The sequence below is a fragment of the Sphingomonas sp. DG1-23 genome (genome assembly GCF_030730875.1).
Lineage (GTDB): Bacteria > Pseudomonadota > Alphaproteobacteria > Sphingomonadales > Sphingomonadaceae > Sphingomonas.
This window is the reverse complement of sequence record NZ_JAVAMA010000008.1, coordinates 131,327-146,107: the sequence shown is the minus strand read 5'-3', so window position 1 is coordinate 146,107 and position 14,781 is coordinate 131,327. Positions and strand designations below refer to the sequence as shown.

At 66.6% G+C, this 14,781-nt stretch carries 13 protein-coding genes and 2 pseudogenes; 6 read left to right on the top strand and 9 right to left on the bottom strand.

Annotation, left to right across the window (positions count from 1 at the left end; genetic code table 11):
• Positions 1-8 precede the first annotated feature (8 nt).
• Both chrA and Q9Q95_RS14205 read right to left on the bottom strand, forming a co-directional pair.
• Positions 9-1,406 (bottom strand): chromate efflux transporter, encoded by a 1,398-nt coding sequence (gene chrA, locus Q9Q95_RS14210; protein WP_306097793.1) that lies wholly within the window; start codon positions 1,404-1,406, stop codon positions 9-11.
• Entirely contained in the window at positions 1,403-2,362 is a 960-nt protein-coding gene (locus Q9Q95_RS14205) for a chromate resistance protein ChrB domain-containing protein (protein WP_306097792.1), read from the bottom strand. The genes chrA and Q9Q95_RS14205 overlap by 4 nt, the downstream gene beginning before the upstream one ends.
• A gap of 46 nt (positions 2,363-2,408) precedes the next feature.
• Here Q9Q95_RS14205 and Q9Q95_RS14200 point away from each other — a divergent pair, with 46 nt between their 5' ends.
• Complete coding sequence (locus Q9Q95_RS14200; RefSeq protein WP_306097791.1) at positions 2,409-3,767, top strand: alginate export family protein; 1,359 nt, start codon at positions 2,409-2,411, stop codon at positions 3,765-3,767.
• 37 nt (positions 3,768-3,804) lie between these two features.
• On the opposite strand, the gene Q9Q95_RS14195 is transcribed toward Q9Q95_RS14200, so the two are convergent.
• The 4 genes from Q9Q95_RS14195 to Q9Q95_RS14180 all read right to left on the bottom strand — a co-directional run bounded on the left by Q9Q95_RS14195 (position 3,805) and on the right by Q9Q95_RS14180 (position 8,582).
• Positions 3,805-4,140, bottom strand: coding sequence for a hypothetical protein (locus Q9Q95_RS14195; protein ID WP_306097790.1), 336 nt, complete (start codon positions 4,138-4,140; stop codon positions 3,805-3,807).
• Positions 4,141-4,155: 15 nt separating this feature from the next.
• Positions 4,156-4,419 carry a DksA/TraR family C4-type zinc finger protein gene (locus tag Q9Q95_RS14190; RefSeq protein ID WP_306097789.1) on the bottom strand — a complete coding sequence of 88 codons (264 nt, stop codon included), beginning with the start codon at positions 4,417-4,419 and terminating at the stop codon, positions 4,156-4,158.
• A gap of 391 nt (positions 4,420-4,810) precedes the next feature.
• A complete protein-coding gene (locus Q9Q95_RS14185; RefSeq protein WP_306097788.1) occupies positions 4,811-8,128 on the bottom strand; it encodes an error-prone DNA polymerase in 3,318 nt (1,105 codons plus the stop codon).
• Positions 8,129-8,207: 79 nt separating this feature from the next.
• A complete protein-coding gene (locus Q9Q95_RS14180; RefSeq protein WP_306097787.1) occupies positions 8,208-8,582 on the bottom strand; it encodes a hypothetical protein in 375 nt (124 codons plus the stop codon).
• Positions 8,583-8,735: 153 nt separating this feature from the next.
• Between Q9Q95_RS14180 and Q9Q95_RS14175 the strand changes: the two genes are divergently transcribed.
• Entirely contained in the window at positions 8,736-9,407 is a 672-nt protein-coding gene (locus Q9Q95_RS14175; RefSeq protein WP_306097786.1) for a hypothetical protein, read from the top strand.
• A gap of 2 nt (positions 9,408-9,409) precedes the next feature.
• Here the strand turns inward: Q9Q95_RS14175 and Q9Q95_RS14170 are convergent, their stop codons facing one another.
• The 3 genes from Q9Q95_RS14170 to Q9Q95_RS14160 all read right to left on the bottom strand — a co-directional run bounded on the left by Q9Q95_RS14170 (position 9,410) and on the right by Q9Q95_RS14160 (position 11,933).
• The gene (locus Q9Q95_RS14170; protein ID WP_306097785.1) at positions 9,410-10,954 is read right to left on the bottom strand and encodes a DNA polymerase Y family protein; all 1,545 of its coding nucleotides are present in this window, start codon (positions 10,952-10,954) and stop codon (positions 9,410-9,412) included.
• A complete protein-coding gene (locus Q9Q95_RS14165; RefSeq protein ID WP_306097784.1) occupies positions 10,875-11,606 on the bottom strand; it encodes an ImuA family protein in 732 nt (243 codons plus the stop codon). Before Q9Q95_RS14165 ends, Q9Q95_RS14170 begins: the two co-directional genes overlap by 80 nt.
• Before the next feature lie 63 nt (positions 11,607-11,669).
• On the bottom strand, positions 11,670-11,933 hold the full coding sequence (locus Q9Q95_RS14160; protein WP_306097884.1) for a hypothetical protein: 264 nt from the start codon (positions 11,931-11,933) through the stop codon (positions 11,670-11,672).
• Positions 11,934-12,475: 542 nt separating this feature from the next.
• On the opposite strand from Q9Q95_RS14160, the pseudogene Q9Q95_RS14150 reads away from it, so the two are divergent.
• From Q9Q95_RS14150 to Q9Q95_RS14135, 4 genes and pseudogenes are all read left to right on the top strand, one after another.
• Positions 12,476-12,877, top strand: a pseudogene (locus Q9Q95_RS14150) (TrbI/VirB10 family protein); the annotation flags it as partial.
• A gap of 1 nt (position 12,878) precedes the next feature.
• Positions 12,879-13,091: a DUF2274 domain-containing protein gene (locus Q9Q95_RS14145; RefSeq protein WP_306097783.1), complete on the top strand. Its 213-nt coding sequence runs from the start codon at positions 12,879-12,881 to the stop codon at positions 13,089-13,091.
• A gap of 198 nt (positions 13,092-13,289) precedes the next feature.
• Positions 13,290-14,055 (top strand): annotated as a pseudogene (locus Q9Q95_RS14140) (IS5 family transposase).
• A 360-nt stretch (positions 14,056-14,415) separates the two neighbouring features.
• Positions 14,416-14,733 (top strand): hypothetical protein, encoded by a 318-nt coding sequence (locus Q9Q95_RS14135; RefSeq protein WP_306097782.1) that lies wholly within the window; start codon positions 14,416-14,418, stop codon positions 14,731-14,733.
• Positions 14,734-14,781 lie beyond the last annotated feature (48 nt).

Genomic DNA, 14,781 nt, shown 5'->3' with positions numbered 1-14,781 from the left:
TCTCCCGTTCAGGCGAGAAGGACATAGGCGGCGCCGAGCGTGGCGCTGGCGAAGAGGACGGGAATCATGCCCGCCTTGAAGCGAAAGACCGCGATCGCCGCTCCGGCGGCGAGGACCAGCGCAGGCAGGCTGAGCGAGGCGAGCACCGGGATTTCGAAGGTGGCAAGACCGAGGCGAACCGGTTGGACGTTACTGAACAGCGTGTGGATTGCGAACCAGACCGCGAGATTGAGGATCACGCCGACCACCGCCGCAGTGATCGCACCGAGCGCTGCCGACAGCGCGCGGTTGCCGCGCAGCCGCTCGACGAACGGCGCGCCGGCGAAGATCCACAGATAGCAGGGCATGAACGTCACCCAGGTCGTCAGGATCGCGCCCAAGGTCGCTGCGACGAACGGCGGGAGCCCGCTCGCATCGCGAAAGGCGGCGAGGAAGCCGACGAACTGGGTCACCATGATCAGCGGCCCCGGCGTGGTCTCGGCGAGCCCGAGGCCGTCGAGCATCTCGCCCGGCGTGACCCAGTGATAGGTGCCGACCGCTTCCTGCGCGACATAAGCGAGCACCGCATAGGCACCGCCGAAGGTCACCACGGCCATCTGGCTGAAGAAGCCGGCGATATGCGAGAAGACGTTGCCTGGCCCGGCCAGCGCGAACAGGAGTCCTACCGGCGCCAGCCAGAGGAACAGGAACAGGCCCGAGATCTTGAGCGACCAGCCGAGATTGGGCCGCGCATGCTCGGGCAGTTCCTCGCCAAGCGCAGTGTCGCGGTCGTGGACGATGTCGCCGCCCGAAGATCCGTGGCCGCCGCCGCCCCGGAAGGCGGTAATGCCCGCCCGCCCGCCGAGATAGCCGGCGAGCCCGGCAAGGAAGACGATCAACGGGAAAGGCGCGTTGAGGAAGAAAATCGCGACGAACGCGGTCGCGGCGATGCCGCGCATGACGTGGTTCTTGAGCGCGCGCGAGCCGACGCGGACCACAGCCTGGACGACCACCGCCAGTACCGCCGCCTTGAGGCCGAAGAACAACCCCTCGATCACGGGCGCGTGGCCGAGCAGCACATAGATATAGCTGAGCGCGAGGATCGCGAGGAAACCGGGCAGCACGAAAAGCGCTCCGGCGACCAGCCCGCCCTTGGTCTTGTGGAGCAGCCAGCCGATATAGGCGGCGAGCTGCTGCGCCTCGGGCCCTGGCAGCAGCATGCAATAGTTGAGTGCGTGGAGGAACCGATCCTCTCCGATCCACCGCTTCTCGTCGACCAGGATGCGGTGCATCACCGCGATCTGGCCGGCCGGGCCGCCGAAGCTGAGCGCCGCGATCCGCGCCCAGACCTTGACCGCCTCGCCGAACGAGATGCCGTGATCGTGCGGCGCGGCCGGCATGTCGGGGGCGACGACGGTAGCGTTCATCGGTCGGCCTTTCGACTGGAGAAGAAGGCGTAGAATTGGTCGAGCGCGTCGCTCGCCCGGGCGATGCGCTCGAGATCGTCGTCGCTGGAGGCGCAGACGCCAGAAAGCATCGCGCCGACACCGGCGGTCTCCGGACGCGCGAACTTGCCGTCGGCGATGTCGAGCTCGTGGATAATTTCCCCGAGCGCCGACAGGCCGGAGTTCTCGCTGAGGTTTGCGCGCAGCACGATGGTCTCGAAGCTGCAGCGGTCCTCCTCATGGGTGAACTCGGCATCCGCCATATCGAAGCCCAGTTCGCCGGGCTCGGGCACGTGCGTCTTTGCGTCGACGAAGCGGAAGACCGCTTGCGGGTCGACGAACCGCCGGATCAGCCACGCACAGGCGATGCGGTCGACATGCACCCCGCGCCGCGTGACCCAGGTCCTGCCGGTCAGGTCGGCCGGCTCGATCGCCGCGGCGGGCTCGCTGCGGCCGATATCGGGGTGCTGGTAGCGCTGGCGATCAAGCTCGGCGAGCGCGGCATCGGCGTCCTGGCGCCCATGCGCCCCGAAGAAGTCGAGCGCCTCGACGTCCGCCAGCCGCCGCTGCAGCTTGGCGATGTCCTGGCCGCTCGCCGGACCTGTGTCGAGCAGGCGGCGCGCCGCATCGGCGATCTCGGCATAGTCGGCATCGCGCGCGGCATCGAACAGCGCCCGCACCTCGCCGTCGCTCTGCCCCAGGAGAAGCCGGCCTTCGAGCAGGGTCGCTTCGCCGCCGCTCGCGACGATCTCCTCGAGCAGTTCGTGAAACGCGGCCTGGGCCGCTTCGCTCGTGGGCAGGACGTGGACGGCGTTCTTGAGCGGAACGGCACCGATCGCCTGCAACCGCCGCCAGATCTTCACTCGTAGATAGGGCGGCTTCGCAGGGAGCTGATGGAGCAGCGCAAGCCAGATCGCCGAGTCGGTTGTAGTCATCATGATGCATATGTATCATCACGATCGAAACGAAGGAACATATATATCAATGATGCCTGCTCGCTTTTCCGTGTTCGCATCGCTGGCGCTCGTCGGGACGCCGATGGCGGCAGTACCGGCGTCGGCGCAGGACGTGGCCGAGGGCCTCAGCGTCATGGGATCGATGCGCCTGCGCTACGAGGCGATCGATGGGCAGGCGCGCGCCGGGTTCAACGAGAGCGACGCGCTGGTGAACCTGCGCACCGCGATCCTGGCCGAATATCGCACGCGGGACGTGCGGCTCGGCGTCGAGCTTTACGACAGCCGCGTCTGGGCCGATCGCACCGGCACCCCGGTCACGACCAACGAAGTGAATGCTCTCGAGCCGGTGCAGGTCTATGTCGCCGGCGACATCGATGGCGCCTTCGGCAAGGGCACGAAGCTTACGCTGACCGCGGGGCGCATGACGCTCAACCTCGGGTCGCGGCGGCTGGTCGCGGCGGACGACTATCGCAACACCACCAACGGCTACACCGGGCTCCGTGCGGATATCGCGGCACCCGGCGGCGTCAAGGCAACGCTGATCTACACGCTTCCCCAAGTGCGCCTGCCCGACGATGCCGAAAGGCTGCGTGACGCCAAGGTCAAGCTCGACCGCGAGAATTTCGGCCTAGTGCTATGGGGTGGGCAGCTCAGCAGGGCCAGGACGCTAGGGCGCGCAATGGTCGAACTCACCTATTTCCGCTTGGGCGAGCGCGATGCACCGGCCCGGCCTACCCGGGACCGCTCACTCGACACCTTTGGCGGGCGGATCATCGCCGAACCCCGCACGGACGCCTTCGACTATGAGGTGGAGACGTTCTATCAGACCGGCAGCATCAGCGCCTCGCTCGCGCCGACCGCCGCACGGCAGGCCGTTTCCGCCAGCTTCGTCCATGCCGATCTCGGCTACAGCTTCTCGGGCGCCTGGAAGCCGCGCCTGTCGGTCGAGTTCGACCGGGCGAGCGGGGACAAGCCCGGCGGGAAATTCGGCCGGTTCGATACTCTTTACGGAATGCGACGCGCAGATCTTGCCCCCGCTGGTCTCTACAACGCAGTGGCGCGCGCCAACATCATGACGCCGGGCATTCGCCTGGAGGTCGCGCCGAGCAAGCGACTGGATGCCTTCGCCGTCTACCGGGCGATGTGGCTGGCCGCCGACGAGGACAGCTTCTCGACGACCGGAGTTCGGGACGCATCGGGACGCTCGGGCGATTTTGCCGGGCATCAGCTCGAGGCGCGGGTGCGCTACTGGTTGGTGCCGGCGCGCCTGCGCTTCGAGTTCGACGGCCTGTTGCTCGCCAAGGGGCGTTTCCTGCGCGACGCGCCCAACGCGCCGGCGGGGCGCTGGACGCGGTACGGCTCGTTCAACCTGACCGCGAGCTTCTAAACCGCCCGGTTCGCGGGCGGATCGTGGCGGGCATCGGTCAGTCGAGCGCCGCAAACCATGCGGCATACACCGTGTTGCGCGCGAGGCGCCGGTTAAGGTCCGGGGCGCCATCATCCCACCAGACCGGGCCGCGTTCGCCGAGCGCGCGCTTGGCGCGATCGACATCGGCTCGGGCTTCCGCTTCCGATGCCGGATCCTCGTTCCGCAGCGCCGTGCAGACCGCGCGCCGCGCCGCCATCAGCGTCTTGGTCAGCGTCTCGCGGTCGCGCGGTGCCAAAGCGGGGTTCGTCATGCGCCACAGGCGCCCGCGTACGACGAAATAGCGTCCATCGGGCGTGATCGGATGTCCACCCGCCAGCCCAGGCTCAGCCATGATGCCCCATGGTCATCAGCGAAGCTGGCTGTCCTTGCTGCCGCGGCGGTTGAAGCCGGTCGGCCGGATCGACGTGTCACGCTCGGACTGGCAGGCAATGCAGGTTCGGCTCGAAGGCTGCGCTTCGCGCCGCGCCTTCGGGATCTCCTCGCCGCAATCCTCGCAATAGCGAATGCCGTCGCCGGTCGCGAGACGCGTGCGAGCATGGCTGACCGCATCCGCGATGGTATCCTCGATCTGTTCCTGAACGGCGCCATCCTGCGCCCAGCCATTGGCCATTTTCCTTCCTCTCGATTTCCTGAACGCGCGACGGCGAGCGCCGCTCCGAAACGCGAAGGGCCGCCCCTTTCGGAGCGGCCCTTCCATTGTCATCCGAACGCGGACAGCTCAGCCGAGCCGGACCCCCGCGGTGGAGGCCATGCTCAGAATTCCTGCCGCGTGCGGCATGTGACAATGAGACATCTGACCACCTCCTTTCCGTTGTTGACGATAGCTGGGATGTGGGTGCGCGGACGCGCCGTTTCAATCGCAAGTTCATGAGATTGTGGATGTATCCCGCTGGCCCTCCGCCGCTTCGGGGTTGCGGCGCCTGCATCCTTAGTACCGGACCGTGCGAAGCCGGCGGCTAGGGCCGGTTGCCGAGTGCTCGGCCAGCGGCAGGCCGGCCGCCCTACCGAAAGTCGCGAGGTTTAATCTTGATGCCCTCGGTCGGCTGGCCGGGGATGATGCCCGAGCCCAGGCGCAGGTCCGGAATGTAGATATCGCGGGGGTTTCGGCCCAGCGGGCGTTCCGCGGGATCGCGGGGATCGGGTCCCTGACCATGCTTGACCACATCGGCCCGCGCGACCCGGTAGATATCGGCGACGTCGCTGCGGCTGCCGACGCTGGCAAGCAGCGGCGACAGGTCGTCGAGCCGGTCGACGATGACATGAATCACCTCGCCTTCGCGCTGGACCTTCCCGCGCAGACCCACCATCGACGCGCCGAGCACGACGCGCCGGTATTTCTCGAAAACGTTAGTCCACACGACCAGGTTGGCGATGTCGGTCTCGTCCTCGATCGTGATGAACATGACGCCCTTGGCCGAGCCGGGCTTCTGGCGGACCAGCACCAGCCCGGCGAGTTCGATCCAGCGTCCGTCGCGCATCGTCCGCGTCGCCGAGCAAGGCTGGATCTTCCGCTGGCCGAGCTCATCCCGGAGAAATGCGAGCGGGTGGGCACGCAATGAAAGCGCGGTGCTGCGATAGTCCTCGACCACTTCCTGGCCTTCGCCCATCGGCACGAGCGCCACCTCGGGCTCGAGCGCCTCGTCACGCCAGGCCTGGTCGCGCGCGTCGGCCGCGGCGAACAGCGGCAGCGGCGCGTCCGCCAGGCCCTTTACCTGCCACAGGCCGGTGCGCCGGGTCTGCTCGAGCGAGCCGAACCCATCGGCCTCGCCGATGCGATTGAGCGCGCCGGCGCCCACGCCGGCGCGGCGCTGGATCTCCTCGACGCTGGTGAAGCGGCCCTCGCCGCGCGCGGCCACGATCGCGGCGGCATCGTCATTGGCCAGGCCGCGCACCATGCGCAGGCCGAGCCGCACCGCCTTGTAGGGTCCGGGGGCATATTCGAGCGTGCAGTCCCAGCGGCTGCAATTGACGTCGACGGGGCGAACCTCGACGCGGTGCTCGCGCGCGTCGCGGACGATCTGCGCCGGCGCGTAGAAGCCCATGGGCTGGGCGTTGAGCAAAGCCGCGCAAAACGCGTCGGGATGATGGCATTTCATCCAGGACGAGGCATAGGCGATCAGCGCGAAGCTCGCCGCATGGCTCTCGGGAAAGCCATAGCTGCCGAAGCCCTCGATTTGCTTGAAGGTCTTCTCGGCGAAGTCATGGGCATAGCCGCGCGCGACCATGCCGCCGATCAGCTTGTCGCGAAAATGGCTGACGCCGCCGGTGAGCTTGAACGTCGCCATCGCGCGGCGCAGCAGGTCGGCCTCGCTGGCGGTGAACCCGGCGCATTCGATCGCGACGCGCATCGCCTGCTCCTGGAACAGCGGCACACCCAAGGTCTTCTCGAGCACGCGGCGCAGCTCCTCCTTGGGATAGCTGACCGGCTCTTTGCCTTCGCGCCGCCTGAGATAGGGGTGGACCATGTCGCCCTGGATCGGCCCGGGCCGCACGATCGCGACTTCGATCACCAGGTCGTAGAAGGTCCTGGGCTTGATCCGCGGCAACATCGCCATCTGCGCGCGGCTCTCGATCTGGAAGACGCCCAGGGTGTCGGCCTTGCGGATCATCGCATAGGTGGCGGGGTCCTCGGCGGGGATGGTCGCCAGGTCGAGCTTCAGGTTCTTGTCGTGCTCGAGGAACTCGAAGGCGCGGCGCATGCAGCTCAGCATGCCGAGCGCCAGCACATCGACCTTCATGAAGCCGAGTGCGTCGATATCGTCCTTGTCCCATTCGATGACCTGGCGATCCTCCATCGCCGCCGGCTCGATCGGCACGAGTTCGTCGAGCCGGTCGCGGGTCAGCACGAAACCGCCGGGATGCTGGGATAGGTGGCGCGGGGTATTGATCAGCTGCTTTGCCAGCTCGAGCGTCAGCGCAAGGCGCGGGTCGGCCATATCGAGGTTGAGCTCCTCGGCATGGCGTTCCTCGACGCCCTCGCGGCTCCAGCCCCAGACCTGGCTGGAAAGGCCGGCGGTCATGTCCTCGCTCAGCCCCAGCGCCTTGCCGACCTCGCGTACCGCTCCGCGGGCGCGGTACCGACTGACTACCGCGGTCAGCGCGCTGCGGTCGCGGCCATAGGTCTCGTAGATCCACTGGATCACCTCCTCGCGCCGCTCATGCTCGAAATCGACGTCGATATCGGGAGGCTCTCTTCGTTCGGCGCTGACGAAGCGCTCGAACAGCAGCTCCGAGCGCACCGGGTCGATCGAGGTGATGCCGAGGCAGAAGCAGACCGCCGAGTTGGCCGCCGAACCGCGGCCCTGGCAGAGGATCTCGCGCCGGCGCGCCTCGGCGACGATCGCATGGACCGTCAGGAAATACGGTGCATATTCCAGCTCGGCGATGAGCTTGAGCTCATGCTCCAGTTGGGCCCGGACCTTCGGCGTGATCCCCTCGGGATAGCGTTCCGGCGCCTTCTCCCAGGTCAGCCGCTCGAGCTCCTGTTGCGGGGTGCCGCCGGCATCGCCGATCTCGTCGGGATATTGGTAGCGCAGCTGCTCGAGGTCGAAACTGCAGCGCTCGACGATCTCGAGGCTGCGCGCGACCGGGCGGGTGTCGCCCAGGTTGCGGCGAAACAGCCGCTCCATCTCGGCGGCCGTCTTGAGATGACGGTCGGCTATGGCCTCGCGCCGGTCGCCCAGATCGTCGATCGTGCACTTCTCGCGGATGCAGGTGACCACGTCCTGCAGAAGCCGGCACTCGGGCGCATGATAGAGCACGTCGCCGGTGGCCACGGTCGCGACGCGCGCCGTCGCCGCCATCGCGGCAAGGTCGCGCAAGCGCACGGCATCGCGTGGGCGCCGACGCAGCGAAAGTGCGAGGTAGGAGCGGTCCCCGAAGATCCGGCTGGTCCGGGCCAATGCCGCCTGAGTATCGGCATTGGCCCGGTCCGGCACCAACATCCCGATCAGGCCCTCGTTCCACTCCTCGACGTCGCTCCAGTCGAGATGGCAGGCGCCCTTGCCGGCACGGCTCTTGCCGATCGACAGCAGGCGGGTGAGCCGGCTCCAGGCGGTGCGGTCTGTCGGGTAGACGAGCAGCGCGCTGCCGTCGGCGAGATCGAGCCGGCAGCCCGCGACCGAGCGCACGCCCGTCGCCTTTTGCGCGTCCCAGGCGCGGACGATGCCCGCGACGGAGTTGCGGTCCACCACGCCGATCGCCGGCAGGCCAAGCAGCGCCGCGGCCGCGAACAGCTCTTCCGGCGAGGACGCGCCCCGCAGGAAGCTGAAGTGGGTCGTGACCTGCAGCTCGGCATAGCGGACATCGAGTTCGGGCATGGTTCAGGCGATCGACCGGTTTGGCGAGCCGGGCACAAGGAGGCTCGGGTCGTCCCTCCGCTGGCGCGCGACCCGGCGATCAGGCAATCGCGGTGAGATTGCCGAGCTCGGGATGGAAGAGCGGAAGGTTGCGGGTCGACTGCTGTGCGACCGCGCTCGCATTGCAGTTGGTGGCGAGCGTGATCCACTCGATCCCCCAATGCATCGTCAGCGTCTTGCCGCTGGGATCGATCTCGATCGTGCCGGCGCCTTCGATGATCACATCCCAGCGCGGCTCGTCATGGCGCACCGCCTTGAGCAGCGAGCCGTCCGACAATGCGATGTAATAGGCGTGCATGAACGGTTCGCCGCCGAACTCGAAGCTCGGATCGGCCGGAATGGTCAGCTTGGTTTCGATGTCCCCGGTGATGCGCAGGCTCGCGGCCTCCGCGGAGGGAATCAGGGTGATGGACATCATGTTCTCCGAGTCGAAAGCACGAGAACATAAAGGGAACTTTTGTAGTTGCCGAGTCGAATCTGGATGCGTCTGCGCGCGAGTTTACCCTTGGAAGGCGATCATGTGCGAAAGCTATGCAGACGTGACTTGAGATAGAGCAAGCGCTAGCCGGTGTTGATGGTCATGCGCCCATCGCTTTCCGACATCCACGGCGTGCTCGCAGCACATAGCGCCGTCATCGTGCATTTTTCGGGGACGCCGAAAGGTGGTGGCTCGACCTTCGAATATCCGTTTCCGCGCGATCTCGAGGAAGTGATCGCGGGCCGATCCCTGACGGGCCTTTCCTGCTCGACGGTCATGCCGGGCGATGAGTTCTGCGACCTCAACAGGGCTAACGCAACGGGCTGCATCGGTGTGTTGCTCGGGCTGCAAACGCCTCAGTCCGTGCTGGACGCTCACCCACACGACTGCGGGACGTACATGGCGGACGGCGTTCGCCAGGTCCCCCATGCACGCGACATGACGGCGTCGGATTTCGATGCGACGATCACGGGTCGCGCGAACGGCGAGTACAATGAGTGGGTAATTGCCAATTATCAGGTGATCGGATTGTTCGTGGCGGAGCCATACCGCGTGTCGATCGAAGTAGAGATCGACTATCCTGAAGACATGCCCGACTATTTACGGGGTGCCGGCACCGCCGCCGGCTTTGACTATAAATCGCTCGCGGAGATTGCGACGCTTTTCCCGAATCTTCCCATTTACGCCTTCGCCAGTGGCGGTGTCGTTGAGCACATCGGTTCAGCTTGGGTGCCGGTTACGCATAAGACGCTCTATCCGTGAATCTAAGCGAACGCCCCATGGATGAACCAGGTCATCGAGCCGGTCGCCATGCGCTCGCCGTCGCCCAGACGGAACAGCCAGTAGCGGCCACCGCCCTCGACCTCGACCTGGAAATAGTCGCGCACCGCATAAGGCTGGCGGGCCTCGTGCCCGGCTTCGCGCCACCATTCGCCGTGCAGCCGTTCGGGGCCGTCGGCCTGGAGCACGCGGTAGCGCTTGCGCTTCCAGACGAACATCGCCGGCGGATGGTCGGGTAGCATCGCGGTCACCTGAATCGGTTGGGGCGGGTCGATCAACCTGCCTGGTCGCGGCAGGTCGTCGGCCCAGCGCGCCCCGCCGCCCCGGTCGAGCGCCGCGACGCTTGCGACCGATCGCTCGGGCATGCCGCCGGGGCGCGGCGCAGCTCGGTGAAGGCTGGCCGGTCCGAAGCGGTTGGTCAGCGCATCGACGAGTGCGCCGATATCCGCTTCCTTGTGCCCGGCGCGCGCGAGATCGGCCTGGCTCGACCCAAGTGGCTCGACGAGCGGCGCGACCAAGGTCATCGCCTCGATCCCCAGTCCCGGCTCGACCTGGTCGACTTGGGCCTGGAGCAGCTTGACGAGATGCGCCGCGTCGCGCGTCGGCGCGGCGGTGCCGATACGGATCGCCTGGGCGTGTCCGTCGACCCGGTGGAACCAGCAGTCGAGGCGCCGGGCGCCCTTGCCGAGCCGGACCAGCTGGCCGACGAGATCGGATACCAGATCGCCGATTACCCGGCCAAAGGCCTCGGGTGTCGCGATCGGCTCGAGCAGCCCGCGACGGCAGCGCGGAACTTGCGGAGGGAAGATCGGCTCGATCGCCTCAGGCGCATGACCGAGCGCCCGGTCGAGCTGCTGGTGAAGCGTGCGGCCGAACCGGCGCGCCAGCGGGCCGCGTGGCGTGCCAATCAACTGCTCGATCCGGTCGAACCCCAGCTTGCGCAGGCCGTCGACTTGCCCGGCCTCGAGCCTGAGCGCGGCGACCGGCAGCAGCGACATTGCCTTGCGCTGGTCGCCGGGGTCGATGGTGATCGGCCGGCCGGCCGGGACGTGCCGCGCTACCGCATGTGCGCAACCCGGCGTGTCCGCGACCGCGATCTGGAGCGCATAGCCCGCCTGGGCGATGCGGCGATGCAGGTCCTTGAGCAAGGCCCGCTCGCCGCCGAACAGCGCCGCGCAGCCGCTGATGTCGATCCAGATGCCGTTCGGGGGATCGGGCGCGACGAAGGACGAATAGCGGCCGCACCACAAGGCGAGCCGCCTCAGCGCGGCAAGATCGCCTTCCGGATCGGCATCGACCGCCGCGAGCTCGGGGGCGAGACTGCGTGCCTTGGTCACCGTCATGCCGGGCGCAATGCCGAGCGCGCGCGCAGCCCCGTCGACCGCAGCCACGACCTTGCGGCCATGGTCGGGAAGCGCGGTGCAAAGCGGCCGGTCTGGCGGAAACGCCTCAGCTCGCGATGCGCCGCTCTTCCGCCGGAGCCGGTCGGTCGACCAGCTGGGCAGGTAGAGCGAGACGACCCTGCGCATCGCAGGCCTCCACGATCCAGGATTTGGGCTCGCCGCCGCGCACGCGCTCGAGATGCACGTTCCAGCGCGGGCGGCCGAGGCTGGGGATGCCGAGCGCGAGGCTCGGCGCGGCGCGCACGCGCCAGCGCGTGACCGCGGCAGTGCCTTCGGCGACCGTATCGGCGGGAGACGCGCGCCGGAACACAAAGGCGGTCGTGCCCGAGCTTTCCGCCGCGAGCTGGAGGCGCTTGGACGCCGTGGTCGAGAGCTTGGCGACTTCGCCGACCACGCCGGCCAGCCCCGGCTGGCGCAGGCACTCCTCCATCGCGAGCAGCACATTGGTATCGCTGCCCGCCTCGACATGGATGACGCGGTCGGGATGCAGGCCGGCCAGGTCGAGCGCCGGCGCAAACAGGTCCCGCCACCTCAGGCACCAGAACACCGGGCCTTCGATCCTGGCGAGTATACCGGCAAGAAAGACGGTGGCGGCGGCATCGTCGCAGAGCTCGGTGCTGCCGGCGACCTCGTGCAGCGCACCGGTGGCGATGCCGCCCCCGGGGAGCTGGCGATCGACGGGCGGAATCCCGAACGGCACCGCCGCATGCCGGTGTCCCACGCCTTCGATGGCGGCGATGCGCGAACGCAGATCGGCGATGACAGCAGGCTGCCCCATAGGGATCCAAGACTCGGAAGGCGGTTGATTCGTTCCCTTTTTGTTCGGAAGACCTGAGCGCCGTCAAGCACAGGGCGCTTCGCCGAGGCGCCCGCTGGCCTTCCGAACCTTGCCCATCAAGCCGTTCGCGCAGACACGAATCGTCGGGTCGTTACGGTGCCATCTGCCACCGAAAATATTTTTACGGACGACCCCGTAGTCCGCCGCACCATCCGTCAATCGCCCCAACGCCGCACGAAGCTGGCGATTTGGGAGGGTGGAAATGAAAGTCTCGAGAAAAGCATTCTGCGCCGCGCTGCTCGGCGCGACGGCAATCCCCGCGGGCATGGTGATCCTGCCGGCGAGCGCACAGGAGGCGCCGATCGCCTTCGAGCTGCCGCCTCAGGATCTGGGCGTGACGCTGCGCGCGCTTGCCCGCCAGGGCGGCCGCGAGATCCTGTTCGCCGACGAGGATATCCGCGGCAAGCGTTCGCCGGCGGTCCGGGGCAGTTTCACCGTCGAGCAGGCGGTGCGCCTCGCCATCGGCGGCACCGGCCTCATGGTCGAGGAGCAGGCCGGGGCGCTCGTCGTGCGGGTGCGTCCCCAACTGGCCGAGGAAAGCGGCGACGATCAGGCGATCACGGTGACCGGTACGCGCATCCGCGGCGCGACCGGACCCTCGCCGGTCATCGTCATGACGCGGCGGACATTGGAGGATCAGGGCTTGCCCGACATGGCAAGCGTCTCGCGGATCATCCCGCAGAATTTCACCGGAGGGCAAAACCCCGGGGTCGCGGGGGGCGGTGACCAGGGCGGCTACAACAACATCAACAACTCGACGACGCTCAACCTTCGCGGGCTGGGCTCGGACGCGACGCTGACGCTCATCAACGGTCGTTGCGTTCGGACAGCGCCGCGCAGTGGTCGTCTGGCAGCGTATCCTGCTCCCGAACGGGAGTTCGATCCGAATCGACAACGTGCCGGCGACGGACGTGGCGGGCTATGCCGGTCTTTCGGACAAGGTCGACGTCCACACCTGGCAGTTGCTCAAGGGGGTGGCACTTTCGACGCTGCTCGGCGTCGGCACCGAGCTCAGCTTGGGCGACAGCGAGACCGACCTCGTTCGCGCGATCCGCGAGCCCACCCAGCAGGGCGCGTCGCGCGCCGCTGGCCAGATCGTCACCAGGAACCTCAATGTCCAGCCGACCATCAAGGTGCGGCCCGGTTGGCCCCTCCGTGTCGTGGTGCACAAGGACATCATCCTCGCGCCATGGCCGTGCCAGGAGCATTGACATGTCCGACCTCAAGCTCGCGCAACTTCCCGACCGCACGCCGGTCAAGCTCGGCATCTCGGTGATGCCGGACCTGCACCAGGCGCTCGTCGCCTACGCCGCGCTCTATGCCCAGGCCTATGGCCGGGAGGAGCCGGTCGCGGATCTGATTCCGGCGATGCTCGCCGCCTTCCTCGAGAGCGATCGCGCCTTCAGCAAGGGGAGGTCGAAATGAGCCGGCGCGCCTTGGAGCCGGGTGAAGCGACGCTGGAGCCTTCAGCGTGCGGATTTCCACCGCGAACAGAACGCTCGCCAGCGATCCGATGCCCGCAAAGGCCGCGATCCAGAAGCAGGCCGCTCTGAGTTGCGCATCCCTTATCGGCCCATGTTACCGACCTTTCATCCCGCGCCAAATCGTAATTCAGCAGCAACGATGAGCCGATATGATCTGACAAACTTCGAGTGGCCGTGATCGCGTCGCTGCTGCCCAACACGCCGCGAGGCGTGCCGCGCGTCGATGATCGTCGCGTGCTGAACGGCATCTTCTGGGTGCTGCGATTCGGGGGCACCGTAGCGCGATCTGCCCGAGCGCTATGGCCCGCGCACGACTTGCTACAACCGCTTCAATCGATGGCGGCAAGCTAGTTTGTGGAACCGGCTGACGGACGCCATCACCGTCGCACATGACGGCGACATTCAGACGATCGACAGCACCTCCGTTCGCGCCCACCAGGAGGCAGCGACGGGAAATGGGGGGTGCAGATCATTGTCTCGGTCGATCGCGCGGCGGGCTCACGACCAAGATCCACGTCGTCGTGGACGCGCAGGGCCTTACGATCCGACTTGGCCTGACCGCCGGCCAGACGCACGACGGGCAGATCGCCGACACGCTGCTCGACCATCTCGGCCCTCGCACCATCGTGCTGGCGAACAAGGTATACGCCGCCGACCGCATCCGCGAGCTGATCCAGGACCAAGGTGTCACGCCTAACATCCCGCCCAAAAGCAACCGACGATGGAAGCCGTGCTTCAGCAAACGCCCCTACCGCGAGCGCAACCTGATCGAGCGCTTCTTCTCCAAGCTGAAGCACTTCCGCCGCGTCGCCACCCGCTACGACAAACTCGCCGCAAACTTCCTCGCCATGATCCAGTTCGCCCCAATGCGCCTGTGGCTCCGGGCCTATGAGTCTATGTCCTAGGCGGCAGCAAAATCTTCAGCGTCACCGCCGGCCGATCGCCTCCGGCGGATCGCGTGAATAGAGGTTTCTCGATGTGAGACTGCTTGCCGTATTGACATCGTTCTCGTCGACTACATTCACAAGGGACGGCTGGATCGTTTGCCCCGCTGCGCTGGCGGCACCGACGACCAGCGCGACAGGAAGCAGAAAGACGGTGCCATTGTAGACTTGCACAACCGCATCAAATTTTTCCTAGTCTTCATGCCGAAGGCGGTATTGTCACCGCGGTCAGCCCGCCGTTCTCCGCGGGCCGGCCAAGCTGCCGCTCATCAAAGAACTGCAATACCGCGATTAACCCCCGAGCAATGCGTACTCCAGATCTTGATCACCATCCTGAGGCGCCGGGCCGCACCCGAAACGCTCCGAAAGCTGGGTCACTATCGTGCCGATGGCCATATCGAAATCATCAAAATCCCGGCGCCCTTCGGGCGCTACAAGCGAACATCGACCATTCATATTCAAGGTGAGCCAAATCTTATTGTATACCGTTACGGATCCGACAGCACGCCACATCTCTTTAAACAAGGCAGGCTGATCAATCCTGAACTCACCCTGCATTCGCCCAATGAAAATAGCCACCTGGTCTTCAAGAAAAAGGGAGCGGCTTATACGATCCTCGTAACCGAAGATATGAACTGACTGATCAAATAACGTTGCCCCGCCGCAATGGCCGAGGAATCTAGAATA